The 26529-nt window shown below is 55.8% G+C and carries 23 protein-coding genes and 2 pseudogenes; 3 read left to right on the top strand and 22 right to left on the bottom strand.

The window, feature by feature from the left end:
- Positions 1 to 984 (top strand): nucleoside hydrolase, encoded by a 984-nt coding sequence (locus F3J29_RS16875; RefSeq protein WP_166867793.1) that lies wholly within the window; start codon positions 1 to 3, stop codon positions 982 to 984.
- A gap of 189 nt (positions 985 to 1173) precedes the next feature.
- On the opposite strand, the gene F3J29_RS16870 is transcribed toward F3J29_RS16875, so the two are convergent.
- The 6 genes from F3J29_RS16870 to F3J29_RS16845 all read right to left on the bottom strand — a co-directional run bounded on the left by F3J29_RS16870 (position 1174) and on the right by F3J29_RS16845 (position 7683).
- Positions 1174 to 1896 (bottom strand): amino acid ABC transporter ATP-binding protein, encoded by a 723-nt coding sequence (locus tag F3J29_RS16870; RefSeq protein ID WP_166868107.1) that lies wholly within the window; start codon positions 1894 to 1896, stop codon positions 1174 to 1176.
- Positions 1883 to 2647 carry an amino acid ABC transporter permease gene (locus tag F3J29_RS16865; RefSeq protein ID WP_008460679.1) on the bottom strand — a complete coding sequence of 255 codons (765 nt, stop codon included), beginning with the start codon at positions 2645 to 2647 and terminating at the stop codon, positions 1883 to 1885. The genes F3J29_RS16870 and F3J29_RS16865 overlap by 14 nt, the downstream gene beginning before the upstream one ends.
- Positions 2648 to 2686: 39 nt before the next feature.
- Positions 2687 to 3451 (bottom strand): basic amino acid ABC transporter substrate-binding protein, encoded by a 765-nt coding sequence (locus F3J29_RS16860; RefSeq protein WP_166868105.1) that lies wholly within the window; start codon positions 3449 to 3451, stop codon positions 2687 to 2689.
- A gap of 113 nt (positions 3452 to 3564) precedes the next feature.
- Positions 3565 to 4533: a cellulase family glycosylhydrolase gene (locus F3J29_RS16855; RefSeq protein WP_166867791.1), complete on the bottom strand. Its 969-nt coding sequence runs from the start codon at positions 4531 to 4533 to the stop codon at positions 3565 to 3567.
- Positions 4534 to 4741: 208 nt separating this feature from the next.
- On the bottom strand, positions 4742 to 6064 hold the full coding sequence (locus F3J29_RS16850; protein WP_166867790.1) for a 6-phospho-alpha-glucosidase: 1323 nt from the start codon (positions 6062 to 6064) through the stop codon (positions 4742 to 4744).
- A complete protein-coding gene (locus tag F3J29_RS16845; protein ID WP_166867788.1) occupies positions 6061 to 7683 on the bottom strand; it encodes an alpha-glucoside-specific PTS transporter subunit IIBC in 1623 nt (540 codons plus the stop codon). The genes F3J29_RS16850 and F3J29_RS16845 overlap by 4 nt, the downstream gene beginning before the upstream one ends.
- 224 nt (positions 7684 to 7907) lie before the next feature.
- Between F3J29_RS16845 and F3J29_RS16840 the strand changes: the two genes are divergently transcribed.
- The gene (locus F3J29_RS16840) at positions 7908 to 8651 is read left to right on the top strand and encodes a GntR family transcriptional regulator (RefSeq protein WP_166867786.1); all 744 of its coding nucleotides are present in this window, start codon (positions 7908 to 7910) and stop codon (positions 8649 to 8651) included.
- Here F3J29_RS16840 and F3J29_RS16835 read toward each other — a convergent pair.
- The 3 genes from F3J29_RS16835 to ibpA all read right to left on the bottom strand — a co-directional run bounded on the left by F3J29_RS16835 (position 8646) and on the right by ibpA (position 11388).
- Positions 8646 to 10304 (bottom strand): putative transporter, encoded by a 1659-nt coding sequence (locus F3J29_RS16835; protein ID WP_166867784.1) that lies wholly within the window; start codon positions 10302 to 10304, stop codon positions 8646 to 8648. The two genes, F3J29_RS16840 and F3J29_RS16835, sit on opposite strands and share 6 nt — an antisense overlap.
- Before the next feature lie 128 nt (positions 10305 to 10432).
- Positions 10433 to 10861 carry a small heat shock chaperone IbpB gene (ibpB, locus tag F3J29_RS16830; RefSeq protein ID WP_166867783.1) on the bottom strand — a complete coding sequence of 143 codons (429 nt, stop codon included), beginning with the start codon at positions 10859 to 10861 and terminating at the stop codon, positions 10433 to 10435.
- A 113-nt stretch (positions 10862 to 10974) separates the two neighbouring features.
- Positions 10975 to 11388 (bottom strand): small heat shock chaperone IbpA, encoded by a 414-nt coding sequence (gene ibpA / locus F3J29_RS16825; RefSeq protein WP_166867781.1) that lies wholly within the window; start codon positions 11386 to 11388, stop codon positions 10975 to 10977.
- A 314-nt stretch (positions 11389 to 11702) separates the two neighbouring features.
- Between ibpA and F3J29_RS16820 the strand changes: the two genes are divergently transcribed.
- The gene (locus F3J29_RS16820) at positions 11703 to 12035 is read left to right on the top strand and encodes a YceK/YidQ family lipoprotein (protein ID WP_166867779.1); all 333 of its coding nucleotides are present in this window, start codon (positions 11703 to 11705) and stop codon (positions 12033 to 12035) included.
- 5 nt (positions 12036 to 12040) lie between these two features.
- On the opposite strand, the gene F3J29_RS16815 is transcribed toward F3J29_RS16820, so the two are convergent.
- The 13 genes and pseudogenes from F3J29_RS16815 to dnaA all read right to left on the bottom strand — a co-directional run bounded on the left by F3J29_RS16815 (position 12041) and on the right by dnaA (position 26293).
- A complete protein-coding gene (locus F3J29_RS16815) occupies positions 12041 to 13306 on the bottom strand; it encodes a YidR family protein (RefSeq protein ID WP_166868103.1) in 1266 nt (421 codons plus the stop codon).
- A 271-nt stretch (positions 13307 to 13577) separates the two neighbouring features.
- Positions 13578 to 13664: pseudogene (locus F3J29_RS16810) on the bottom strand (family 1 glycosylhydrolase); the annotation flags it as partial.
- Between the two features lie 52 nt (positions 13665 to 13716).
- Positions 13717 to 15056, bottom strand: a pseudogene (locus tag F3J29_RS16805) (MFS transporter).
- A gap of 65 nt (positions 15057 to 15121) precedes the next feature.
- Positions 15122 to 16270 (bottom strand): galactonate dehydratase, encoded by a 1149-nt coding sequence (gene dgoD, locus F3J29_RS16800; RefSeq protein WP_166867775.1) that lies wholly within the window; start codon positions 16268 to 16270, stop codon positions 15122 to 15124.
- Entirely contained in the window at positions 16267 to 16884 is a 618-nt protein-coding gene (locus tag F3J29_RS16795; RefSeq protein ID WP_166867773.1) for a 2-dehydro-3-deoxy-6-phosphogalactonate aldolase, read from the bottom strand. Before F3J29_RS16795 ends, dgoD begins: the two co-directional genes overlap by 4 nt.
- Entirely contained in the window at positions 16868 to 17752 is an 885-nt protein-coding gene (locus tag F3J29_RS16790) for a 2-dehydro-3-deoxygalactonokinase (protein WP_166867771.1), read from the bottom strand. The genes F3J29_RS16795 and F3J29_RS16790 overlap by 17 nt, the downstream gene beginning before the upstream one ends.
- On the bottom strand, positions 17749 to 18438 hold the full coding sequence (gene dgoR / locus F3J29_RS16785) for a D-galactonate utilization transcriptional regulator DgoR (RefSeq protein ID WP_166867769.1): 690 nt from the start codon (positions 18436 to 18438) through the stop codon (positions 17749 to 17751). Before dgoR ends, F3J29_RS16790 begins: the two co-directional genes overlap by 4 nt.
- A gap of 227 nt (positions 18439 to 18665) precedes the next feature.
- A complete protein-coding gene (gene yidA, locus F3J29_RS16780) occupies positions 18666 to 19478 on the bottom strand; it encodes a sugar-phosphatase (RefSeq protein ID WP_166867767.1) in 813 nt (270 codons plus the stop codon).
- 148 nt (positions 19479 to 19626) lie between these two features.
- On the bottom strand, positions 19627 to 20025 hold the full coding sequence (locus tag F3J29_RS16775) for a YidB family protein (protein WP_166867765.1): 399 nt from the start codon (positions 20023 to 20025) through the stop codon (positions 19627 to 19629).
- Between the two features lie 263 nt (positions 20026 to 20288).
- On the bottom strand, positions 20289 to 22703 hold the full coding sequence (gene gyrB / locus F3J29_RS16770; protein WP_166867763.1) for a DNA topoisomerase (ATP-hydrolyzing) subunit B: 2415 nt from the start codon (positions 22701 to 22703) through the stop codon (positions 20289 to 20291).
- A 28-nt stretch (positions 22704 to 22731) separates the two neighbouring features.
- The gene (recF, locus tag F3J29_RS16765) at positions 22732 to 23805 is read right to left on the bottom strand and encodes a DNA replication/repair protein RecF (RefSeq protein WP_166867761.1); all 1074 of its coding nucleotides are present in this window, start codon (positions 23803 to 23805) and stop codon (positions 22732 to 22734) included.
- Positions 23806 to 24906 carry a DNA polymerase III subunit beta gene (gene dnaN, locus F3J29_RS16760; protein WP_038477583.1) on the bottom strand — a complete coding sequence of 367 codons (1101 nt, stop codon included), beginning with the start codon at positions 24904 to 24906 and terminating at the stop codon, positions 23806 to 23808. It lies immediately after the preceding gene.
- A gap of 4 nt (positions 24907 to 24910) precedes the next feature.
- The gene (gene dnaA / locus F3J29_RS16755; protein WP_166867759.1) at positions 24911 to 26293 is read right to left on the bottom strand and encodes a chromosomal replication initiator protein DnaA; all 1383 of its coding nucleotides are present in this window, start codon (positions 26291 to 26293) and stop codon (positions 24911 to 24913) included.
- Between the last annotated feature and the right edge of the window lie 236 nt (positions 26294 to 26529).

Raw genomic sequence — 26529 nt, 5'->3', positions numbered from 1 at the left:
ATGACGCGTTTAATTATCGATTGCGATCCGGGTAACGGCGTTGCCGGGGCTAACGTAGACGACGGTCTGGCCCTTGCCCTGGCGCTGGCGGCGCCGGAGATTTCTCTGGAGCTGATTACCACCGTGTCCGGCAATACCCCAAGCGAAGTGGGCTACGCCGTTGCGTCAGATTTAGTCGCTCGCCTGGGTATGCCCGTTGAGGTCGCCCGCGGCGCTTCACGTGCGCTGATTGAGCCTTCTGCCCCGTGGCGCGAGCACCTGGATCACAAAGTCGATAAAGTGGGTCTGCGCCACCTGTGGAAGGACGTTAATGCCCCAAAAATGCTGGCCGAAGTGGCCCCGCTGGCGGTGCATAAGATGGGTGAGCTTATCTGCGCGAATCCCGGTGAAATCACGCTGATTGCCATCGGCCCGCTGACCAACGTGGCGCTGGCTTTGCAGCTTTATCCGCGGATGGCGAGCGCGGTAAAAGAGATTGTGATTATGGGCGGCGTGTTTAACGTTGACGGCTACCTGAAGGACACTAATTTTGGCGTCGATCCGGAAGCCGCACACGCCGTGCTAACCAGCGGCGCAAACATCGTTCTGGTGCCGATGGACGTGACGACCCAAACCATGATGACCCATAGCGATTTGGATGCGCTGGCTACCTGCGATAACCGCCTGAGCCGTTTTCTCGTGGATACCATTCGCCCGTGGATGGATTTTTCCATGCAGACCCGTCACCTGCCGGGCTGCTGGATCCACGACGTGCTGACCGTCGCCTGGCTGCTTGAGCCGGAGCTGGTGAGCTGGACGGAGGATTACGTGGATGTAAGCCTGAACGGACTGAGCCGCGGCAGAACCCTGCGCTATGGCCCGGAACATTTGCGGCTGGCGGTGAACGTTGACGCGCCGCAGGGCAAGCCGGTGAAGCTGCTGCAATCCGTGGATAACCACAAACTGCTGGCGCTTATTGACCGGCATATCCGCCAGTTTGCATAAAAAAAAACAAGGGCGCTTAAGCGCCCTTTATTACTGCTAACAAACTCTGGTGATAGAAGAAACACCAGACGACTCGTTAAAAAACAGGAAAATCAATTCGTTGATTTTCGGCTGATAACCACAAAGAGGGAAAAACCACGCTTTTTCACTCTTTGTCAGCAACGTCAAAGGGCGCTTAAGCGCCCTTTATTACAGTACTTTGCTGAGGAAGGCCTGAGTTCGCGGGTTTTGCGGCGCGCTAAAGATCTGTGCAGGCACGCCCTGTTCCTGAATCACGCCCTGGTCAATGAAGATCACCCGGTCCGCCACTTCGCGGGCAAAGCCCATTTCGTGGGTCACGATGATCATCGTCATCCCCTCCTGCGCCAGCTGTTTCATCACCGCCAGCACTTCGCCAACCAGCTCAGGATCCAGCGCCGACGTCGGCTCGTCGAACAGAATAATCGACGGCTCCATCGCCAGCGCACGGGCAATCGCCACGCGCTGCTGTTGGCCGCCGGAGAGGCTCGAAGGCCAGGCGTCGATTTTGTCCAGCAGCCCCACCTTTTGCAGCAGCTTTTCGGCACGGTTTACCGCTTCCGCTTTGGAGAGCCCTTTCAGTGACATGGGCGCCATAGTCAGGTTTTCCAGCACCGTCATGTGCGGGAACAGGTTAAAACGCTGGAACACCATGCCCACGCCTTCGCGCAGCGTGTTGAGGTTAGTTTTTGGGTCGTGTACCGCAAAACCGTTAACCACGACTTCGCCGCCGTCCGGTTTTTCCAGCGCGTTCAGGCAGCGCAAAAACGTACTTTTGCCGGAGCCGGAAGGGCCAATCACACAAACCACTTCCTGAGGTGCAATATCGCAGGAGATGCCGCGCAGCACGTGGGTTTTGCCAAACTGTTTCTGTAAATCCTTAACGTGAATCACTTTTGCCAAACCTCTTTTCCATATGTTGCACCAGCAGCGAAAGCAGGAACGTCAGCACCCAGTACACCACGGAGATGGTCAGGTACGGTTCCCAGTAAGTCGCGTAAGCGCCGGAAACGGTACGCGCCGCGTAGGCCAGGTCGGCAAGGCCGATGGCGGACGCCAGCGACGAGTCTTTCACAATGGCAATCGCGTTGTTGCCCAGCGGCGGCAGGATGCGGCGGAACGCCTGCGGCAGGATAACCTTACGCATCGTTTTGCCCCAGCCCATACCCAGCGCGCGTGACGCTTCCATCTGCCCTTTGTCGATGGACTGAATACCGGCGCGGAAAATCTCGGACACATAGGCCCCGGCGTTGAGGGTGATCGCCACCACGCAGGAGAGAAATGCGCCGTATTCGGAGCGAAGGTCGCGGGCAAAGTCCACGGACATCATTCCGCTGGTGATCATAATCCCGTCGCGCGGGTTGATAAACAGCGGCACCAGCGCAAAGTGAACCACCATGATCTGCACGAACAGAGGCGTGCCGCGAAACGCGCTGACGTAAACGCGCACCGGCCACTGCACGGCATAACGCAGCACGTGCTTCCACGGACCGTCATCGGCGTGAGCCATACGGCCAAGCCCCAGCAATAGTCCCCAAGTGGTGCCTAAAATCACGCAGATAATGGTGCACTTGATGGTCATCAGCGCGCCCTGCATAAACAACGGCGCGTATTCTGAGATTATCTCCCAGCGAAATCCGGTCATACCTGTCCTTTTTGGGGCCGGAGCGGCCCCGATTGATAATTACTCTGCCGGGAGGGTTGGAACGTTGTTGTCGAACCAGGTGGCGTAAATTTTAGCGTAGGTGCCGTCGGCGATGATTTTCTTCAGGCCGGCGTCGATTTTGCCTTTCAGCTCGGCGTTGCCTTTGGCAACCGCGATGCCGAAGTACTGGCGCTCAAACTTGCTGTCCGGCACCAGCTTCAGCGGTTTTTCCGGGTGGGATTTGATGTAGTATTTCACCACGCCCACGTCGCCTACGGCGGCGTCGATACCGTCTTCAGTCAGTTCCTGCAGCATCAGCGGCGTGTTGTCAAAGCGCTTGATGTCGGTGCTGTTTTTACCCAAAACGTCGGACACAACAATGTCGCCGGTGCTGGAGTTAACCACGCCCACTTTTTTGCCTTTCAGGGAGGTAACGGAATCGACTTTAGAGTCGGTCGGCACCACGATGGATTGCTCTGCCGGGAAGTACGGCGTGGAGAAATCGACCATCGCTTTACGCTTGTCGGTGATGGTGATACCGGAAATGATGATGTCGCGATCGCCGGAGTTCAGCGTGGCGAAAATACCTTCCCACGGCGTGTTAACCAGCTTGATATCAAACCCTTCGGCTTTAGCGATGGCTTTGATGATGTCGATATCGAAACCTTCCAGCTGTTTCTGGCTGTTTTCGTATTCAAACGGACGGTAAGTGCCGCCGGATCCCACAACGTAGGTCTGCGCCAGCGCCTGAGCAGAACTGAACAATGCCGCGAGCAAACACCCGCCAGCCACTACTGATTTCATCGCTTTAGTTAACATAGAAGCCCCTGGATATATGATGTTTTTATGCAATTAATTTGCATAAAAATACATAATTACCCGAAATGCAGCAACAGATAATTCGCGCTGAGTGATAATTACTGACACTGAGGCTTCAGAATAGCGTCCAGCACTGGCGCCATATCAGGCCGCCAGGCGCCCTCTTCCCCATCGTAGTATTTTTCATCACCGTTGACTGCATACGGAATCTGCGCTTTTTGCAATTCGCAGGCGACAAACGTCGCCATCGCAACCTGCTGATCGACCGGCAGTTTACTGCCAGGAGACCAGTTGCCGACCCAGGAAAGATGGCCGGTTTTCTGCTGCCAGTGCACGGCCGTTTCGATGCGGGCGTGGATAGCCTCTTTTTCCGCATCCGTACCCGTCGTCCACTGGTTTTTTCCGTTCCAGGTCTTGCCGTTCCAGTTTTTTGGGCCTCCCGGCATCAGGTGCCAGTCAGCCATGACCAGTCCGTGGCGGGATTCGGGAATTTTAAGCGTAGCCAGCGCCTCCGGAGAGGCGTGGTTGCGCGGCGCCACAAAGATATGGCGCTGAGGGCTGATTTTATGAATCGCCTTCACGGTCTTGTCGTAAATCTGGTTGAGCAACTGAGGGTTGGCGCTGAGCTTCTCCTCCGGCTGCCCGATAATATCGAACACCAGCGAGTCGTCATTTTTGGCAAAAAAGCGCGCCACGGTCGTCCACCACTCAACAATATCTTCTGCATTTTCAGCGGTCGGCTTCGCTTTCAGCTCCGCTGCCCGGTAGCTGATCACCGGTACGATATGGTACTGCTCGCAGGCATCAACGATGCGGCGTAAATGTACCAGTTTCTGATGGGTTATCGGCCCCGCCACGCGAATACGAACATGGCCAAAGCCTCGCTGCTGAAAGTCACGCACCGTGAGGGGGTCAAATTCACGAATGCCTCGCTCCGTCACCGCCCAGTCAACGTTCATTCCCACCCCAAGCTGGCTGGTCCAGGTGGGCGGTAAGACGTCCTGCTGCGCAGCAAACGAACTGGCACAGAAAGAGAGGGCAACCAGAATAAGAGTTGGCTTTAACATCGGCGACACGTTACTTAGCGAAGGAAAACTAATATTTAGCATGCTTTTCCCGTTTGCGGGGAGTGAGGATTGCAATAAAAAATTAATCGTGATGCCGAGTGTGAAGGATTACCTGAAAGGATCGTGCTTCTTTTAACAGAATGCCGGGACCGTTTGCCATAAAAAAAGCGCGACGCCTCCGCCGCGCTCCGTAAGAGCCTAAGAAAACTTATTTCAATTCAGGCCAGTAGTCTTTATTCGCTTCGATCAAATCATCAAGAATCGCTTTGGCGACGGAGGCGCTCGGCACGGTTTTCGACAGCGCGATCGCCTGCCACAGTTTCTGATAAGAGCGGTGTTCCCAGGCATCCACCACCAGTTTTTCGACGGCAACCTGCTGGCTCATCAACCCTTTCTGGAACTGAGGGATGTTCCCCACCACCAGCGGTTCCGGTCCGTCTTTGCCCACCAGGCAAGGGATTTCCACCATCGCCTCCGGATCGAAGTTATTGATTGCCCCGTTATTCGGCACAATCAGCAGCATCCGCTCCTGGGTGTTAAAGGCAATCGCGGTAGCAAGGTCAACGATGTAAGAAGCATGCTCATCAATTTCCAGCTCGCCCGCGGAGGATTTTCCGGCGCTGATAATGGCGTTACAGGAACCAAACACGTGCTTCTCACGGTGATCCATCACTTCGTTCGCCCGGGTACGCTCTGGGTTGGAGTGCTGCACCACGTAATCCGGATACAGGTAGTATTTCAGGTAGGTGTTCGGCAGCGTGTCCGGATCAAGCGCCCAGACGTCTTTTGCTTTGGCAAACGTGTCGTTCCAGCTGGCTTCGGTGCCATGCTCGTCTTTTGGCGGCACATAGCCATATTTAGCCACATATTCGCGAATTTTCGGCATCAAGTCATTGCCGTCTTTATCTTCAACGTGGGTCCACCAGCCAAAGTGATTCAGGCCGTAATAACGCACCTTCATCTCTTTGCGATCCTTCAGGCCCACAATCTGCGCCATGCGGCTTTCGATGCCGATAGGCATATCGCAGATATTGAGGATTTTTGAGTTTGGGCGCAGGCGCCGGGTCGCTTCCGCCACAATCGCCGCCGGATTGGAGTAGTTCAGCATCCAGGCATTCGGCGAATATTTTTCCATGTAATCCACCAGCTCCAGCACGCCACCGATGGAGCGCATGCCGTAAGCTATCCCTCCCGGGCCGCAGGTTTCCTGGCCGAGCACGCCGTGGCGCAGCGGGATTTTCTCGTCTTTTTCACGCATCGGATATTTGCCCACGCGAATGTGCGCCATCACAAAATCCACGTCACTGAACGCTTCCTGCGGGTCGGTGGTATAGCTGAAGTCGATATCCGGGGCCTGCTCTTTCAGGATGATTTTACAGGCTTCGGCGATCGTTTCCTGACGCGCGCCGTCGTTATCGTAGAACTTCAGCGCCCGCAGCGGGAAGCGGTTCTGGTTAGCCAACAGCATCAGCACGATGCCTGGAGTAAAAGTACTGCCGCCGCCTGCTACAACTACCGAGAATTTTTTCATGATACTGCCTCCGTCATGGATGGGTGTTCGTCTGAAGTTTGCTCTTTGATAAGGGTTTCAATCTGGTCGCGGATTTGCGGGACATGCAGTCCGACAATCACCTGAATACCGTTGCCGCTGCGCACCACGCCGTGGGCGCCAAGGGCTTTGAACACTTCGTCGGCTTCGGTCAAGGCCATATCGCCGAGCGTGATACGCAGTCGGGTGGCACAGTTGTTCAGGCTGGAAATATTTGCCGCGCCGCCGAGCGCCTGCAGGAAGCCATGCGCCTGTCCGTGTTTTGCATCCTGGCTGACTGCCGCGCTGGTTTGCTGCCGTGCGGCCTGGTAGTCTGCCTTGCTGTAGAGTTTGATCTCGCTGTCTTCCCGACCCGGCGTTTTCAGGTTGAAGCGCAGGATCAGGGCGCGGAAAACCACGAAGTAGGCGCCGGTAAAGGCGATGCCGATGCCTATCTGGGTAAAGACCATCGAGGCGTGGTTATGGAACATGGGGATCCAGTTTTGCGGCAGGAACTGATCAAGCAGGCCGCCGCCCATGTTGCCCACCACGCCCGCCATGTACATTACCGTTGCCATCGAGGCGGCCAGGAAGGCGTGAACAGCGAACAGCAGCGGAGAGATAAACAGGAAGGTAAATTCCAGCGGTTCAGTGATGCCGACCAGCATGGCTGTCAGCGTCGCGGGTATCAGCAGTCCGGCAACCTTCACGCGGTTCTGCGGCGAGGCGGTGTAATAGAGCGCCAGCGCGATACCCACCGAACCAAACACCTTCGAGTTGCCGTGCAGGGCGAAGCCGCCTTCCGGGAACAGAGATTTTAGCGAAGCGGTGCTCTGGCTGAACGCCTGCAGGTGCTGCGCCCAGTACACCTGAATGCCGCCTTCAACCGCCGCCGGGCCGAAGATGAACGGGCCATAGACGAAGTGGTGCAGCCCGGTGGGGATCAGAATGCGCTCGAGGAAGGTGTATACCCAGACGCCGAGCGCTCCGGCACCGCGTAAAAACGCCTGCAGCGATTCGATGCCGAGCTGCACTTTTGGCCAGCCGAGCAGCGTCAGCCAGGCGCAGGGGATCATCACCAGGAAGGCCACTATCACCACAAAAGAGCTGCCCTGAAAAATACCGAGGAACACCGGCAGCGGCTTATCGAAATAGCGGTTATGAATCGCGGTGACAATACCGGAGATAACGATCGCCCCGATGATGCTGGTATCGAGCGTTTTAATTCCGGCCATCATCGTCAGGCCGCTGCCCGCCGTGGGTTCGAGGCTAAAGTCGACGCCGAAGTAGTGCCCCCACGTCATCCCCATCGCGTTGATGAAGTAGTTCCAGGTTAAGAAGCTCACCAGCACCGCCAGGCAGGCGCGTCCCTGAGCCTGTTTTGCCAGGCCGATGGGCAAACCCACGGCAAAAATCAGCGGCATATTGCGGAACACCGTCCAGCCGCCTTCCTCGATGATATGAACAATTTGAGCAAACAGAGTGTCAGGTGCAGTGAGTGCTTCGCCAACAAACAGCGGGTTGCGCAGCATAATGGCAAGTCCGACCACGATCCCGGCAAAGGGGAACAGCAAAACCGGGGTAAACATTGCACCACCAAAGCGTTGTATTTGACTGAGCATTTTTAAATCCTCATGTAACAACTTCGTAGAGTAAGAGGCGGCCTTATTTTTTTAGTTGGCCTGAAGCTGAGGATATGAGCGCGGGCGGTGGCTCGCCGCGTCAGGCGCCGCGATTCGTGATCGTATTCATGGTTTTTATTTGATCAAAGTTGTCTACTTTTAGAGTTAAAACTAGACAATTAACCGACATATAACGGCGTGATAATGCCTGGAGATGTCCAGCTATGATCTACAAATCAATTGCCGACAGGCTACGGCTGCGGCTTAACTCCGCCGACTACACCATCGGCAGCCCGCTCCCTGGGGAAAAGAAGCTGGCTGAAGAATTTGGCGTGTCGCGCATGACGATTCGTAAAGCGGTGGATTTGCTTGTGGGCTGGGGTCTGGTTAATCGCCGCCAGGGCAGCGGCACCTGGGTCACCAAAAAAGATGTTCACCACGAAACCACTAACCTCACGGGTTTTGTGGAAGTGATGCGCAGCCAGGGAAAAGAGGTTCTGAGCGAGGTGCTGGAGTTTAACGTGATGCCCGCGCCCCCGGCGATAGCCAGCCTGCTGCGCATTAAGATCGACGAAAAAATTTATTACTCCCGCCGCGTGCGCGCCGTGGGCGGCAAGCCGCTGATGGTGGAAGACAGCTATATGCCGGTCAAACTCTTTCGTAACCTGTCCCTGGCCCATCTTGAGGGGTCAAAATTCAGTTATATCGAAGATGAATGCCAGGTTGTCATCAGCGGCAACTATGAAACGCTGACGCCGGTGCTCGCCGACGCCAAAACGGCAAAACTGCTGAACATCGCGGAGGCGACACCGATTTTGCGCATCACCTCGCTCTCCTACAGCGACAAAGGCGAGTTTCTTAACTATTCGGTGATGTTCAGAAATGCCAGCGAATATCAGGTGGATTACCACTTACGCAGGGATCATTCGAGGGTGCCGCCCGGCCAGCCGGACGGCAGTCAGCTATAGCCCCCAGAACAGCAGCGCCAGCAGTTGAGGTGTAATGATGCGCAGGAACATCACCAGCGGGTAAACCGTGGCATAAGAAAGCGCGGCGGCTCCGCTGGTAGCATGTAGCCCGTTGGCAAAGGCCAGCGCAGGCGGGTCTGTCATCGAGCCCGCCAGCATGCCGCACAGCGTCAGGTAGTTCATCTTCACCAGCAGGCGAGCAAGCAGGCCGACGGTAATCAGCGGCACCGCAGTGATCAGAATGCCGTAGCCAATCCAGCTGACCCCGTCGCCCACCAGCAGCGTGTCAATAAAATCTCCGCCGGACTTAAGCCCGACCACCGCCAGAAACAGGACGATGCCCAGCTCGCGCAGCGCCAGATTCGCGCTCGGCGGCATAAACCAGTAAAGCTTGCCGATGCTGCCGATGCGCCCGAGGATCAGCGCCATAATCAGCGGCCCGCCGGCCAGCCCAAGGCGCAGCGCCGCCGGGAAACCGGGGATAAACAGCGGAATGGATCCCAGCAGCACGCCAAGCCCGATACCGATAAACACCGGCAGCATTTGCACCTGCTGCAGCTTGTGTTGCGCGTTACCGACTTCTGCCGCAACCGCGTCTATCGATTGGGGGCGTCCGACCAGGTTGAGGATGTCGCCGAACTGCAGGCTGGCGTTGCTGCTGGCCACCAGCTCAACCCCGGCGCGGTTAAGGCGCGAAATCACCACGTCGTATTTCTGCTTCAGGTGCAGATCGCGGATCTTCTTGCCCAGAACCTTTTCGTTGGTTACCACGACGCGCTCCACGCGCAGATCCGTGCCTCGCGTGGAAAGCGAGGTATCCACTTCGTTGCCGATCACCAGCAGCGCTTTGTGCAGATCCTTTTCTGCCCCAACCAGGTGTAACAGGTCGCCGGTCTGAACTATCGTCCCCGGGGAAGGCACCATTAGCAGCTCTCCGCGCTTGAGCCGGGAGCAGATAATCTCGTCGCTGTTGAGGCCTGGGACATCCTGAATCGCCAGCCCGTTCAGGTTTGGGTTGGCGATGCAGATATTCATGGTGTGCAGCCGGGCGTGATTTTGGCCGCTGCTGGCCTCAAACTGCTGCGCTTCTTTGTCAACGCTGACGCGAAAGGCCATGCGTAACAGCCACATGGTCAGCAGGATGCCGCAAATCCCAAACGGGTAGGCCATCGCGTAGCTCATCCCCATTTGGTCAACCAATTGCCCGGGCGTACCGAGATCGGTGAGGATCTGCTGCCCGGCGCCCAGCGCCGGAGTATTTGTGACGGCACCGGAGAAGATCCCCAACACCACCGGCAGCGGCACATCAAACAGCTTGTAGACCACGGCGGTGACCAACGCGCCAAGCACGACGATCAAAATAGCGAACAGATTTAGCCGCAGGCCGGAAACGCGCAGGGATGAGAAGAAGCCTGGACCCACCTGGATGCCTATTGTGTAAACAAACAGGATCAGCCCAAACTCCTGGATAAAGTGCAGCATGTCACCGTTCAGGCCAATCCCGGCCTGATTGACAAAGTGGCCGACAATGATGCCGCCAAACAGCACGCCTCCGATACCGAACCCCACTCCGCGGATCTTGATATTGCCGATCCACAGTCCCACGACGGCGACCAGCGCCAGCATGCTGACGGTTAACGCTATTCCACTCATATATAATCCCTGTGAATAACATTATTATTACTAAGGATTCTGGCAGAGCTACGGGGAGGATAATGGGGTGCGGAGCACAAAAAAGGCCCCATTTTCAGGGGCCTTAATACTTAATATAAGAAAATTATTTAGCTATTCAGCGCCGGGCGTTCGCTAATGGCGATCCGCTGCGGAGCAACGTCTTCAGGAATTTCACGCACCAGGTCAATGTGCAGCAAACCGTTGGTGAACGTCGCCCCTGAGACCTGCATATGCTCGGCCAGGGTGAAACTCAGACTGAATGGCTGAGTGACCAACCCCTGATGCAGCCAGTTGATCTCTTTTTCCGGTTTAACCGGCGTGCCCTTTACGCTCAGGCGGGTACCTTCCAGTTCAATATCAAGATCTTCCTGGCGGAAACCGGCCAAAGCCAGCGTGATGCGGTAATGGTTATCGTCGCTTTTTTCGATGTTGTACGGCGGGAAGCCCTGGCTTTCACCGCTGGACTGCAGCGCGTTGGCCAGTTTATCGAAGCCGATCCATTGACGCAGAAGTGGGGATAAATCGTAGTTACGCATCGTGTTTTCTCCTTCTTTGAAGCAAGAAATAACCTGCCCGCATGCGAACGGGCATTGGCTCCCTGACGGCAAGCCAGCTTGATGACGGGCCGCGCGCGGCGCGACCCGATGAATTAGTTGATTTCGATGCGGCGAGGCTTCATCGATTCTGGAATTTCACGTTCCAGGCTGATGTACAGCAGGCCGTTGACCAGGTTTGCGCCACGGACGTGGATATTTTCCGCCAGCTGGAATTTACGCTCGAAGTTGCGTTCGGCAATGCCCTGGTAGAGGTAAGTCCGCTCCTGCTCCTCGCCCGCGTGTGCCCCTTTGACGATAAGCAAGTTATCCTGGGCAGTGATCTCAAGTTCGCTTTCGGCGAAACCGGCAACGGCGATAGCAATGCGATAGTGGTTTTCGTCCACTAATTCAACGTTGTACGGAGGGTAACCGCCGTTACTTTGGCTCTGATTGCTTTCCAGCAAATTAAACAGACGGTCAAAACCGATGGCGGAACGGTACAACGGAGAAAGATCGAAATTACGCATAATAAAAAGCTCCTGAAATCAGCGAGTAAGATGTAAAAGCCTTCCCTTTGGACAGGCCATGAACCTGAGTACCCAATCGGCGTACTCTCTCTGGTTGCCTTATTAAAATGTGGCTTGCCTAAAATTTTTCAAGGCGCCTGAACGCAAATTTTTTGCGTGAACGGCTTTCCTTACTTAGACTGGCAAACAGCATAAAAGGTTAAAAATATGCGATAGCCGCCGCAGAGCGGAACGATGGGCATTTTTAAATCACAGGCGAGTGTTATAACTCCGCTGGGGCTGGTACTCCGCCAACCATTGAAGATGACAGCAAAATGATAATGAGAAACTGGTTTCCAACTCTGGTGCTTAGCAGCGGGCTGTTATTACTGACCGGCTGCTCCAGCATGATGTCACACAGCGGCGGCAAAGAAGGTTTGTATCCGGGCACACGAGCCAGCGCGGCAACGCTTGGCGACGATGAAACAAGCTGGGCGATAAAACCACTGGTTGCGCTTGATCTACCGTTTACTGCCGTGCTGGATACGGTGCTTTTACCGTGGGATATGTTCCGTAAGGACAACTCGGTGAGATCGCGCGTTGAAGCCAGCGAGCAACAGAATCTGGCCACCAACGCCGTTATCCCACCGGCAGAACTGCCTCACTGAGCCACTTAAAGACCGGTTTCCGCACACCATAGCTGGCGGAAACCATCGATGTCCTGCATCCAGGCAACCTGCTTGCCGTCTGGGGAAAAGACGATAGCGTCCCCGGAAGGCGCTTCCCCTTCAGTTGCACCTAATGTTGTCATCGCTCCGCTTTGCGCGTCACACAGCACCACATGTCCCTGCTGCACAAACCCAAGAGCTTTACCTGAAGGGTGCCAGTTAAAGGCCGACTGAATACCATGTTGCCCCTCGGTCACCTGCCGGGGCTCACCGCCGTTCGGGGAAATAACCCAGAGTTGCACCACGCCGCCGTCATCGCGCATCAGGAAGGCAAGCTGGCTGCCGTCCGGGCTGCTGCGGATCCAGTGCCGGGGCTGATTCACCAGGCCCGGATAACGGCGCTCGTGGGTATAGGTCAGCCTGCGCTGCATCACGCCTTTTGGCGGTGCGGGCAGCGTGGTATCGGTGCCGCACAGCGGTTCGCCTCCGGCAAGCTGATAAGCCTGTGCTTCGTCTGGCAGATCTACGATAAACAGCTCTGGCACTTTTTCACCGCTCAGCGACCGGGTATCGCCGATAAACGCCAGCGCCCAGCGCTGAATGCGCCCGTCTGGCTTCCGGTAACCGTGCTCCCCAACCCAGCCTTCTTCGTAGGCGCGGTTAATCTCATCGCTGCAGGGCTGAGGCTCTGCCGTTGTGCGGCTCACCAGCACGCAATAATGACTTCCGTCGTATTCTCGAGGATGCTGTTTGGCTGGCGTCACGGAGCCAAAAGGCAGCGCGACGCCGACGTTACGCAGGTCGAGACGCGCATCAAGCTCATGCATAACGTGGTCGTTGTAGGTGAAGCTCAGGCGGCTGCCGTCCGGACTCCAGACGTGAACATGGCTGCCGCCGCGCAGCGCGCCTGGGGTATAGGGTGAGGTGATATCCATTGCATCAAGATTGCTGGCCTGACCCTGCTCTACAACCACCCCGCGGCGGTGGTGGAAGTCATAGTGCCAGTCGGCATCCGGGTTCTCCGGGCCGTGAATAAAGACATAGCGTTCCGGCTGCCGTGGGTTCACGGTCACCACGCCAACGTGCGCGCCTTCAGGGGCGCGATAGACCACCTCCACGTCGCCGGTCAGAACATTGACCCGTTCAATAGTTGAGCCGGTGAAAGACGCACCCGAGGGCCGTACGTCAAAGGCCAGCCACTGGCCGTCCGGCGTCCAAGTGTTAATGTTCGTCAGCTGATGATGACGCGGTGCGAAGGTGAGTTGTTTGATCACGGTTTTGCCCTGAAGCGCTGAGTACGCCTCAGGGTAAAAGAATTGGCCCGCCCTTTCCACTTTGCCAGGCTGCCGCATATCAAACGGGCTAAGGAACAGATCGTTTTCGCGGCGGAGATTGAACCGTTTAAAACCTACGTCGTAATCGCGGAATGTGGCAGCACTCGAATGTGAGAGGTATCAGCGTGCTGCCCCAGCAGCTTGCTAACCTCACCGACAAACTCATCCGGTACCATCACCGCTTTGATCTCGCCGGGCGCGACACCCCCTTACCATCGCCCTCAGCTCGCCCCTCTGACTGCGTGGCGCTGGTCGCCGTACCCCACCAAAATTTTTCGGGAAAGCAGTCTTTCATACATCCCCCTGCATCCGACAGTTCGGGAGCGCGCCCGGCGCCCCCGACTTTCTTATTGACCAACCCTTTCCACTTTTCCCACCAGCAGGATGTAGGAAAGTGCGCCCAGCAGAGCAACCGCCGCGATATACACCAGCGCCGGGGCAAATCCGTAGCCCTGAGCCAGATAACCGACGACCAGTGGCACGGTAATCCCACCCAGGCCGCCCACAAAGTTAAACACGCCTCCCGTCAGTCCAATCAGGCGCATCGGTGCCAGGGAAGACACCAGTGACCACGTGATAGAGGCAAAGCCGTTGCCGAAGAAGGCAATCGCCATCAGGATCATGATCCACATCGGATCTTCAGTGTAGTTGGCGGCCATAATGCAGGTAGAAAGCAGCAGACCGCAGATGATCGGCGTTTTACGCGCAATCCCCAGCGAATATCCTTTACGTACCAGGCGGTCGGCAACCCATCCGGACAGCAGCACGCCAAAGAAAGCGGCCAGGAACGGCACCGTCGTCATAAAACCTGCTTTCAACGCGGTGATGCCTTTTTCCTGCGTCAGGTAGTTAGGGAACCAGGTCAGGAAGAACCACAGCGTAGAGGCAACCGCGAACTGGCCCAGATAGACGCCCACCAGTTTGCGGTGGAACACTAGCTTCCAGTCGGCGGCACTCAGCGGCTTGCGCTCCTTTTTCTCAACCGGCGCATCGCCGTCTATCAGACCACCACCCTCACGGATATACTCCAGCTCAGCGGCGTTAATACCTTTACTTTTACGCGGCGGCTGATAAACCTTTATCCAGATCAACGCCCAAATAATGCCAATGCCGCCGGTAACGATAAACACCCAGTGCCAGCTGAGCATCTCCTGGATCCAGATCAGCAGCGGCGTCAGGAACGCCAGGCCAACAAACTGCCCGGAGGTGTAAAAGCCCACGGCAGAGGCACGCTCACGCTCGGGGAACCAGCTGGTCACCATACGGTTATTGGTCGGGAACGCCGGCGCTTCAAAAATACCCGTGATCGCACGCAGGCCAATCAGCGACATCAGGCCGGTCGCAAACCCCTGGAATAACGTGGCAACGGACCACCCCATGATGGCAATAAAGTAGGTCAGTCGGGAACCCACGCGGTCGAGAAACCAGCCGCCCGGGATCTGGCACAGGGTATAAAGCCAGGCAAAGGCCGAGAAGATATAACCCATTTCCGTTTTGGTGATGCCAAACTCTTCCTGAATATGGGCCGACGCGACCGCGAGGTTGGCGCGGTCAACGTAGCAAATCACCACCGTAATAAAGATCATCACCAACGTTAAATAACGGCGGCGCGTAGGTTTCGCCGCAGTTGCAGAAATATCCATGATATTTCGTCTCCAAAATATGGCATGGGGAATCTCATCACCATGCCCTGTTATACAGAGGGTGTTTATAATGTTTTATTGTTTACTGCTGACGTCTGGCGTTATTTCTTTACCATTCAGCCACGGAACCGTCGGCGTGACGCCATAAAGGGTTGCGCCAGTCGGTAACGTTTTTACTGCGGGCAATCACCTGCTCTTCATCAATTTCAACGCCAAGACCCGGCTTCATCAACGGCAGGAAATAACCGCCGTCCATTTTGAAGTCTTCTTTATTTTTTACAAAATCAAGCAGCTCGGCGCCTTTGTTATAGTGGATGCCCATGCTTTGCTCCTGGAATACCGCATTGTGGGAAACAAAGTCGATGTGTAAACAGGCGGCCAGCGCAATCGGCCCCAGCGGGCAGTGCGGTGCCAGAGAAACATCGTAAGCCTCTGCCATGCCTGCAATTTTGTAACACTCAGTGATGCCACCTGCATGCGAGAGATCCGGCTGCAGAATAGCAATCCCACCTGCCTCCAGTACGCGTTTGAATTCAAATCGAGAAAACATACGTTCACCCGCCGCAATAGGAATATGCGTCTGTGCGGCCAGCCGTGGGTAATATTCTGCCTGTTCAGCCAGAACCGGCTCTTCAATAAACAGGGGGCGATACGGCTCCAGCTCTTTAATTAATACTTTCGCCATTGGGGCGCTAACTCGCCCATGAAAATCAAGACCAAATTCAATTTCATTGCCGAAGGCTTCTCGAATTTTCGCGACAGTATTTACCGCAGAATCAACGGCGCGGGAATTATCAATAATGCCCATCTCCTCGCAGCCGTTTAACTTAAAGGTATCAAAACCAATTTTACGTAAAGATTTAATCCCGTCGATCACATCCGCCGGGCGATCGCCGCCGACCCAGCTGTAGGCTTTAATTTTATCCCGTACCAGGCCGCCCATCAGCTGCCATACCGGCGCGTTGAGCACCTTACCTTTAATATCCCACAGCGCCTGGTCGATACCGGCAATAGCGCTCATCAAAATCGGTCCGCCGCGGTAAAATCCACCGCGATACATCACCTGCCACAGGTCGTTAATGCGGGCAGGATCCTGGCCAATCAGGTATTCGCTTAACTCATGCACCGCCGCCTCAACGCTGCGGGCGCGGCCTTCAATAACCGGTTCCCCCCAGCCCACTACGCCTTCGTCTGTTTCAATTTTCAGGAACATCCAGCGGGGCGGTAAACGGTACGTCGTCAGTTTGGTAATTTTCATTGCACGGCCTCTTGATACGCTTTAACAAATGCTTTTGCCCTTTCGCTGGTGCGGCTCACCGGCTGCCCGGCGCGGTATAAATCACTCCCCAGACCCGCACCTGCACAGCCGGCCTGCAGCCAGATGTGCAGGTTTTCCGGGGTGACGCCCCCGACGGCAAACACCGGCACCTCCGGCGGAAGCACGGCTTTCAGCGCCTTGATATAGTCCGGCCCGAAGGCAGAAGAAGGGAAAATTTTCAGCGTCTGAGCGCCCGCATCCAGTGCGGAAAAAGCTTCAGAGGCCGTCGCGCAGCCCGCACAAACCGTCATACCGTTTGCCACGGCACGGCGAATCACATCCGGCTGTGTGTTGGGTGTGACCATCAGCTTGCTGCCCATCGCCGCCAGCTCATCCACTTGCTCCGTCTTGAGCACCGTGCCCGCCCCGATCAGCGCTTTATCGCCGAACTCTGCGACCATCGAAGCGATGCTTTGCTGCCACTGCGGTGAGTTGAGGGGAATTTCCACCGCATCAAACCCGGCGTCCAGCAGCGCAGCCACGTGCGCCTTAACCTCCTGCGGGGTGATACCGCGTAAAATCGCGATCAGCGGAAGCTTAGTTTGCCACTGCATTTGCAATACTCCTTATTCCTGCCTGGAAAGCATTGTCGCCATCTATCACCTGGCTGCTAAAGCCGAGCTGAGATAAAGCCACCTGGTAGCGAGCGCTAAGCGCCGGGTTGGCAACAATAGTGACAGGCTGCCCGACCGGACAAGCGAAACGGCGCGTCATTGTCGCCACTTCGCTGCCAATCAACAGCCCGGAAAGGAAGTCGCTTACCTGCTCTCGCGGAAGCTGGCCCAGGACGTGCGCGGCGCGGATCTCAAAGAGCTGCGGCAGCAGGTTGTCATCATTGATCCCACGCTCGAGCCCGGCGTTAAACGCCTCGGGGCTGGCCTGCTGTTCCGGCAGACCGGTACCAATCAGGGAATGCTGAAGTAGCAGATGATGCAGTTCGCCGGTCAAGACGGTGCGGAAATCGAGCACCGACTCTTCATCTGTTTGCACCCATTTGCAGTGGGTGCCGGGCATAATGTAAAGCGGAGCAGGCTGCAGCGAGCGGGCGCCCAGCAGTTGGGTTTCTTCGCCGCGCATCACGTTTTGGTTGTCTTCGCGCTGAACGCACAGGCCAGGGACTATCCACACCTGCTCAGCCGCGGCGGTCATCTGCTCGCTGAAAGTAGCAAAACGCGCAGGGCACGGCAGATACGGAGCAATTTTCCAGCCTGCGTTGCTGCCGACCATACCGGCCATCAGCACAGGCGTGGGCGTGTCTCGCCAGCCTGCAACAATCTCACTAAACACCGCCTCCGGGGATCTGCCGCCCAGGCGCGTAACGCCTGAAGTACTTTTGCGGCTGTCGATGCACGCTTCACCCTGGTAAAGCCAGGCGCGAAGGTTGGTCGATCCCCAGTCAATGGCGATGTAGCGAGTTGTCATGTAATGTCCTTTAGTCGTTTAGTGGAGCTGGCGATCATGGTGAGCGCCGCCTGCTCCGCTGCCGCGCTGTCCTGGTGACGGATCGCGTCATACAGCGCTTTATGTTCCTGCAGGGTCCTCGGCATATTGGCCTCATCCCCCATCCAGGTTCGCTCAAAAACGGCCCGCTGCAGGGAGCTGATAGCAATACTCAACTGCTGCAAAACCGGGTTATGCACGGACTCCAGGACCGCTTCGTGGTAGCGAATATCCGCCTCGTTAAACGCATCGCGGCTTTGGTTATTCGCCACCATATCGTTCAGGGCGCCTTCTATCCGCGCCAGGTCATTCGATGTAGCCCGCTCGGCCGCCCAGCGGGCAATGGCAGGTTCAACCAGATTTCGCACTTCGCTCATCGCGGCGATAAGGCGCGGGTCGTAATCGTTCGCCAGCACCCACTGCAACACCTCGGTATCGAGGTAATTCCACTGATTACGGGGCTGAACAAATGCGCCACGATAGCGTTTCATTTCAATCAGCCGCTTTGCCATTAGCGAGCGAAACACTTCCCGAATGATGTTGCGCGAAGTTTCAAACTCTTCGCACAGGTCGGCTTCTGCCGGTAATGCCGCTCCCGGCGCGTATTTACCACTAACGATTTGCTGGCCCAGCGTGACGATGATGCGGTCGGTTTTATTAAGGGTCATGACGGGTTCCTTGTTCACAAAGTCTTACCCGCTACTTTACCGCTCCCGCCGAATTTCACCGCATTTTTGAAGTACAAATGTGAAACCCGCTGCCGTTTCATGACGCCCAATGTAGTACAATATATCAATGCTGTACTACAATATGGATCACATAATAGACAACCCATAAACGAAAAGATAAAAAAAAGCCCCGGCAGAGCCAGGGCAGCAGGCGAGAGAAGAACGCGTTAGTTCAGTACAAACTTCTCAATAGCGTAGGCCACGCCGTCTTCCAGGTTAGATTTGGTGACGAAGTTGCTGACGGCTTTCACTTTGTCGGTCGCGTTGTCCATTGCCACACCCATGCCGGCGTATTCCAGCATTGCGATGTCGTTTTCCTGGTCGCCAATGGTCATCACTTCTTCCGGCTTAATGCCCAGTTTCTCCGCCAGTGACTTCACGCCGGTGCCTTTATTGACGCGCTTGTCGAGGATTTCCAGAAAGTAAGGGGAGCTTTTCAGCAGCGTATAACGCTCAAAGACGTCGGCCGGGATTCGGGCGATGGCCTCATCGAGAATAGCCGGCTCGTCAATCATCATGACTTTCAGGAACTCGCCGTTTTTATCCATGTTTTCCGCTTCGCAGAACACCAATGGAATGCTGGCGATAAAGGACTCATGCACCGTGTAGTAACTGATATCGCGGTTCGCAGTGTAAAGGGTATGGCGATCCAGCGCGTGGAAGTGCGAACCCACTTCGCGGGACAGGCTTTCCAGGAAACGATAGTCGTCATAGTTCAGCGCCGTCTGGGCGACGGTGCTGCCGTCGCTCGCCTTCTGCACCAGCGCCCCGTTGTAGGTGATGCAGTAGTCGCCGGGCTTATCCATCTGCAGCTCACGCAGGTAGCTTTCAACGCCTGCAAACGGGCGACCGGTACAGATGACGACGTTCACGCCGCGCTCGCGTGCCGCCGCAACGGCCTGTTTTACCGCCGGGGAAATGGTGTGGTCTGGCAGCAGCAGCGTGCCATCCATATCAATTGCAATCAGTTTTATGGCCATGGGATCTTCAGAGGTAATGGATTTACCTCATGCTAACGCGATTCCGCTCAAAAAACAGCAGCAAACGCCGGGGAAAAGGGGGATGAGAGGCGGCGGGCAAACTCCTCTTTTAAAAGCCCCGGACAGAATGCCGGGGCCAACAAGAAGGTCAGCTGAACAACTTACCTTTCAACAGGTTAACACCCGCGCTTAGCAGGTCGTTATGGGCTTCCGGCGTGACTTCGCCGTTTGGCGACAGCGCGTCGATCACCTTCGGCAAATATTCCGCCAGTAAAGCGGAAGCCGAGTCGGTATCCACGCCCAGTTTTTCCCCCAGTGCCGCAACGGACGGTGAACCCAGCGCCTGGGTTATCTGATCGCCGCTCAGCGACTGGTTTGTACTGTTGCTGCTGAGCCACGAGGAAACGATTTCGCCTAAGCCGCCCTGACGCAGCTTGTCCAGCAGTGCCTGAATCCCGCCCTGCTGCTCAACCCAACTTAGAATGGCCTGATATTTACCGGCGTCGCCGTTCAGCAGCGAGCCCGCAACCTGATCAAAAAGTCCCATGGGAGTTGCCTCTGTGATGTAGAAATTCGACACCGGAAAGTATAGCGCCCATAAAAAAAGCCGTGCTAAAAGCACGGCTCCATCACGATGGTGATACAAAAATATTGATGCGATACCAGAGAGCACCAAAAAATAAACGAGGAAAATCAATTCATTGATTTTCGACTGCTAACCACAAAGATGGAAAAACCATGCTTTTTCCTTCTTTGTCAAAAAGATAAAGCCGTGCTAAAAGCACGGCTCCTGGATTAGAACAATTTACCTTAGATATCGATGTTCGCCGCTTTCAGGGCGTTCTCTTCGATAAACGCACGACGAGGTTCAACCGCATCGCCCATCAGGGTGGTGAACAGCTGGTCCGCGGCAATCGCGTCTTTAACGGTAACGCGAAGCATACGGCGGCTGTCCGGATCCATGGTGGTTTCCCACAGCTGATCCGGGTTCATCTCGCCCAGGCCTTTATAACGCTGGATTGCCAGACCACGACGGGACTCTTTCTGCAGCCACTCCAGCGCCTGCTCGAAGCTGGTTACCGGCTGACGACGTTCGCCGCGTTCGATAAACGCATCTTCTTCAATCAGGCCACGCAGCTTGTCACCGAGAGCGCAAAGACGGCCATATTCGCCCCCTTCCACAAACTCTTTTTCCAGCACGTAGTCGGTGTCCACGCCATGAGTACGCACGCGTACAATCGGCTCAAACACGTTCAGCTCGCCGTTATGGTGAATGTCGTATTTCCAGGTGCTGCCGTGCTGCTCTTTTTCGTTCAGCGTCGTGGTCAGTGCAGAAATCCACTGCGTCACTTTCGCTTCATCGGCCAGGTCAGCCACCTGCAGCGTCGGGTGATAAACCAGGTTGTTCAGCAGGTTGCGTGGATAACGACGCTCCATGCGACCAATCATTTTCTGTGCGGTGTTGTATTCCGCCACCAGCTTCTCAAGTGGTTCGCCAGCCAGAGCAGGTGCACTGGCGTTGGTGTGCAGAGTCGCACCATCGAGGGCGATAGCGATCTGGTACTGGTCCATCGCCTCATCGTCTTTGATGTACTGTTCCTGCTTGCCTTTCTTCACTTTGTACAGCGGCGGCTGTGCAATGTAGACGTGACCGCGTTCTACGATTTCCGGCATCTGACGGTAGAAGAAGGTCAGCAGCAGCGTACGAATGTGCGAACCATCCACGTCGGCATCGGTCATGATGATGATGCTGTGGTAGCGCAGCTTGTCCGGGTTGTATTCGTCACGGCCAATGCCGCAGCCCAGCGCGGTGATAAGCGTTGCCACTTCCTGAGAAGAGAGCATCTTGTCAAAGCGCGCCTTCTCAACGTTCAGGATTTTACCTTTCAGCGGCAGGATCGCCTGGTTCTTACGGTTACGCCCCTGTTTTGCAGAGCCGCCCGCAGAGTCCCCTTCCACAAGGTACAGTTCAGACAGCGCCGGGTCGCGTTCCTGGCAGTCCGCCAGCTTACCAGGCAGGCCAGCCAGGTCGAGCGCGCCTTTACGGCGGGTCATTTCACGTGCGCGACGAGCAGCTTCACGAGCGCGCGCCGCATCAATAATTTTGCCGACAACGATTTTCGCGTCAGACGGGTTTTCCAGCAGGTATTCGGCCAGCAGTTCGTTCATCTGCTGCTCAACTGCGGATTTCACTTCCGAAGAAACCAGCTTGTCTTTGGTCTGGGAAGAGAACTTCGGATCCGGCACTTTCACGGAAACGACGGCAATCAGGCCTTCACGCGCATCGTCACCGGTGGCGCTAACTTTGGCTTTTTTGCTGTAGCCTTCTTTGTCCATGTAGGCGTTCAGGGTACGGGTCATCGCCGCGCGGAAGCCCGCAAGGTGAGTCCCGCCGTCGCGCTGAGGAATGTTGTTGGTGAAGCAGTAGATGTTTTCCTGGAAACCGTCGTTCCACTGCAGCGCCACTTCCACGCCGATCCCGTCTTTTTCAGTGCTGAAATAGAACACATTCGGGTGAATCGGGGTTTTGTTCTTATTGAGGTACTCAACAAACGCCTTGATACCGCCTTCGTAGTGGAAGTGATCCTGCTTGCCGTCGCGCTTGTCGATCAGGCGGATAGACACGCCAGAGTTCAGGAACGACAGCTCGCGCAGGCGCTTAGCCAGGATTTCGTATTCGAATTCGGTTACGTTGGTGAAGGTTTCATGGCTCGGCCAGAAACGCACCTGAGTCCCGGTCACATCGGCGTCACCGGTCACTGCCAGCGGAGCCTGAGGCTCACCGTGGATGTAGGTTTGCTGATGCACTTTACCTTCGCGGCGAATGACCAGCTCAAGCTTCTGGGACAGGGCGTTAACCACCGAGACGCCTACGCCGTGCAGGCCGCCGGACACCTTATAGGAGTTGTCATCAAACTTACCGCCAGCGTGCAGTACGGTCATGATAACCTGCGCTGCAGAAACACCCTCTTCCGGGTGAATACCGGTAGGAATACCACGGCCATCATCGGTTACCGAGACGGAGTTATCCGCGTGGATAGTGACCACGATGTCTTTACAGTGGCCCGCGAGCGCTTCGTCGATAGCGTTATCCACGACCTCAAATACCATGTGGTGCAGACCGGTGCCGTCGTCCGTATCGCCGATATACATGCCCGGGCGCTTACGTACCGCATCCAGTCCCTTAAGGACTTTGATACTGGAGGAGTCATAAGAATTCGACATCAACGTTTCTCGCTCATTTAATCTTGGGTTAATCCGCTATTTTACCCTGATCCACGGCGAACATCTTTGAATTTTTGTCCGCCATATCCATCACATGTTCGGCGCTGATCGCGCTAACAAAAACTTGTGACTCCGTGGCCTTTAACCGGCTGGCCAACAGGCCGCGCCTGGCATCATCCAGTTCAGAGGCAAAATCATCTATCAGATACAGGCAACGCCGCCCGTTCTGCCGGGTGAGAAACTCACCCTGCGCCAGTCGTAAGGCGCACATCAGTAATTTAAGCTGCCCGCGCGAGAGCGTATCTTCTACCGGCGCACCGTCGGCGCGAATACGGAAATCCGCTTTATGCGGGCCGTGTGCGGTATAGGTCAGCATCCGGTCGCGTTCGAAATTGCGCTCCAGCACTTCGCTATAGTCGCTCTCTTTCTCCCAGCCGCGCAGGAAGGAGAAGCTAAGGGCGAATTCCGGTAAAAATTGTGCGCAGGTATCGGCCATATCTTCCGCAATGGCGGCGCTGTAGTCGGCGCGCCAGCGGCTGATTTGCTCGGCCAGCGGAATCAGCTCCTGATCCCACGGGCGCAGCTGCGCGTAGCGTGTCACCTGGCGCAACGCGGCGTTACGTTGCTTCAGCAGGCGTTTGAGGTTGCTCCAGGCCACAAAAAAGCCGGGTTCATTATGAAAGCAGCCCCAATCAAGGAAAGCTCTACGGTATTTGGGGCCGCCGCCCAGCAAAGTAAACCCCTCAGGGGTAATCAACTGCATCGGTATCATCATCGCCAGTTCGGCGATTTTGTGGCCGTCGCTGCCGTCAATACGTACTTTGCTGTCACCGGTACGGTCTTTGGTCAGGCCGATAGCGGTTTCCCTTTCACCGTCCTGAAGCCGCCCGTGCAAAACAAAAGCGTCCTGCTCATGGCGGATCACGCGTTCAATTTTCAGGCTGCGAAAAGCGCGGCCGTGCCCGAGAGTATAAATCGCCTCAAGCACGCTGGTTTTGCCGCTGCCGTTAGCACCGACCAGAAAATTAAAGCCAGGAGAAAGAGCGAGATCCGCGTTTTCGATGTTGCGAAAGTCTTTAATCAGCAAACGCGTAAGTGACATCTACAGTCTCATTGGCATAACAACATAGGCCGCCGCCTGGCTGGCCGCGTCTTCAATCTGCACGCTGGAAACGGAGTCGGTCAGCAGAATGCGGACGTTCTCGCACTTCAGGGCGTTCAGCACGTCCAGCACATAGCTGACGTTGAAGCCGATTTCCATCTCGGTACCGTCGTAGGAAACGTCCAGAATTTCTTCTGCTTCTTCCTGCTCAGGGTTGTTTGCCGTGATTTTCAGCTGGTTTGCGCTGACGAACAGGCGCACGCCGCGGAATTTCTCGTTCGACAGAATCGCCGCACGGGCAAACGCCTGTTTCAGCAGGTCGCAGCCCGCATCGAGGTGTTTATCCGGGTTCTTCGGCAGTACGCGACGATAGTCCGGGAAGCGGCCATCCACCAGCTTGGAGGTAAAGATGAAGTCGCCGACGTGGGCGCGAATGTTATTGCTGCCGATCTGCACGCGCAGCGGAGTTTCTCCGCCGTCGAGCATGCGCATCAGCTCAATCACGCCTTTACGCGGCACGATGACCGAATGATTTGGCAAAGGCTGCCCAACCGGCATCGAACAGACCGCCAGGCGGTGGCCGTCCGTTGCAACGGTACGCAGGTCTTCGCCTTCGGTTTCGAACAGCATGCCGTTCAGATAATAGCGAACGTCCTGATGCGCCATAGAGAACTGCGTGGCTTCGATCAGGCGCTTCATGGTCGCCTGCGGCAGGGTAAATTCTACCTCGCTTTGCCAGTCGTCCAGGTTCGGGAAGTCCGCCGCCGGCAGCGTGGAAAGCGAGAAGCGGCTACGCCCGGAGCGCACCAGCATGCGGTCACCCTCCAGCTGTACCGCAATTTCCGCCCCTTCCGGCAGGCCACGGCAGATATCGAAGAATTTACGTGCCGGTACGGTCGTGGCCCCAGGTTCATGAGGCTGTACCAGCGCCACGCGCGCCACCATCTCCATTTCCAGATCGGTACCGGTTAAAGAGAGTGCACCTTCAGCCACCTGCAGCAGCAGGTTGCCCAGGATAGGCAGAGTCGGGCGGCCTCCGAGGGGACCACTTACCTGCTGCAGCGGTTTTAATAAATGTTCACGTTCAACGGTAAATTTCATAGCGTCACGAAGATAATGTTCTGATTAAATTGGAGAAATCTTCTTTGATATCGTGGCTTTCTTCACGCAGCTGCTCAATCTTGCGGCAGGCATGTAAAACCGTGGTGTGATCGCGTCCACCAAAAGCATCGCCAATTTCCGGCAGGCTATGGTTGGTCAGCTCTTTTGCCAATGCCATCGCCATCTGGCGCGGGCGGGCAACGGAACGGGAGCGACGCTTGGACAGCAAGTCAGCGACCTTAATTTTATAATACTCGGCCACCGTTTTCTGAATATTATCGATAGTGACCAGCTTCTCCTGAAGCGCAAGCAGATCGCGCAGCGCTTCACGCACGAAGTCGATGGTAATCGCCCGGCCTGTAAAGTTGGCGTTGGCAATCACGCGGTTCAGCGCCCCTTCCAGTTCTCGAACGTTGGAGCGCAGTCGCTTGGCAATAAAGAAGGCCACTTCTCCAGGCAGACGGATATCGTTCTCGTCGGCCTTTTTCATCAGGATCGCCACGCGGGTTTCAAGCTCCGGCGGCTCGATCGCCACCGTCAGCCCCCATCCGAAACGGGATTTCAAACGATCCTCCACGCCGTTGATCTCTTTTGGATAGCGATCCGACGTCAGAATGATCTGTTGATTCCCTTCCAGCAGGGCATTAAAGGTGTGGAAAAACTCTTCCTGCGAACGTTCTTTATTGGCAAAAAACTGGATGTCATCGATAAGCAACGCATCCACCGAGCGGTAGTAGCGTTTGAACTCTTCGATAGCGTTGTTCTGCAGCGCTTTAACCATGTCCTGAACAAAGCGCTCGGAATGCATGTACACCACTTTAGCATTCGGCTTGCGGGCCATGATGCCGTTACCCACCGCATGTAGAAGGTGCGTTTTACCTAAACCCGTACCGCCATAAAGGAAGAGCGGGTTATACGCGCCGCCTGGATTATCGGCCACCTGGCGTGCCGCTGCACGGGCCAGCTGGTTCGATTTACCTTCAACGAAGTTATCAAAGGTGTGTTTCAGGTTAACGTTAGAACGGTAAGAAGGTTCAGCCGGTGCGGGCACATTGTCCCAGCTTGGGCGCATCGGTGCCGCAGCGCGAGCAACCTGGGCAGGGGCTGCGGTAGTAGCCAGCTCTGCAACGGGCTGCGTCACGGGCTTACTGCCGACTTCGAAGCGCAGCAAAGGCGCATCGGTGCCGCAGAAATCGTTGAGCAGGCCATTGATATTATTAAGGTACTTATCACGCACCCAGTCGAGCACGAAACGGTTAGGCGCGTACAAAGCCAGCGTGTTATCGCTCAGTTCCGCCTGTAGGGGGCGTATCCACATACTGAATTCTGTGGCTGGTAACTCATCCTGCAATCGGGCAAGACACTGCTGCCAAAGCGAAAGTGACACGGCGGACTCCACTCGAACAAAGTCGATAAAAAGACGAAGACTGAAAGTTATACATTCATGATTGTTGACACACGCTCTCAGGCTGTGGGAGGCGCGCGAACCGCTATTTGCGGTTTCCCCGGTGAAGGCTGGATCACGATCGGGACCGCGGATCATAGCCTAAAGCGCGGCAGAGATCTTCTGTTTCTCACAGATTCTTCACGAATTATCCACAGGGCGGTTTTAGCGGGTTAAGT

This window comes from Enterobacter sp. Cy-643, assembly GCF_011752815.1.
Taxonomy (GTDB): Bacteria; Pseudomonadota; Gammaproteobacteria; order Enterobacterales; family Enterobacteriaceae; genus Cedecea.
The sequence above is the reverse complement of the archived record's forward strand: the minus strand, read 5'-3'. Positions and strand labels throughout refer to the sequence as shown.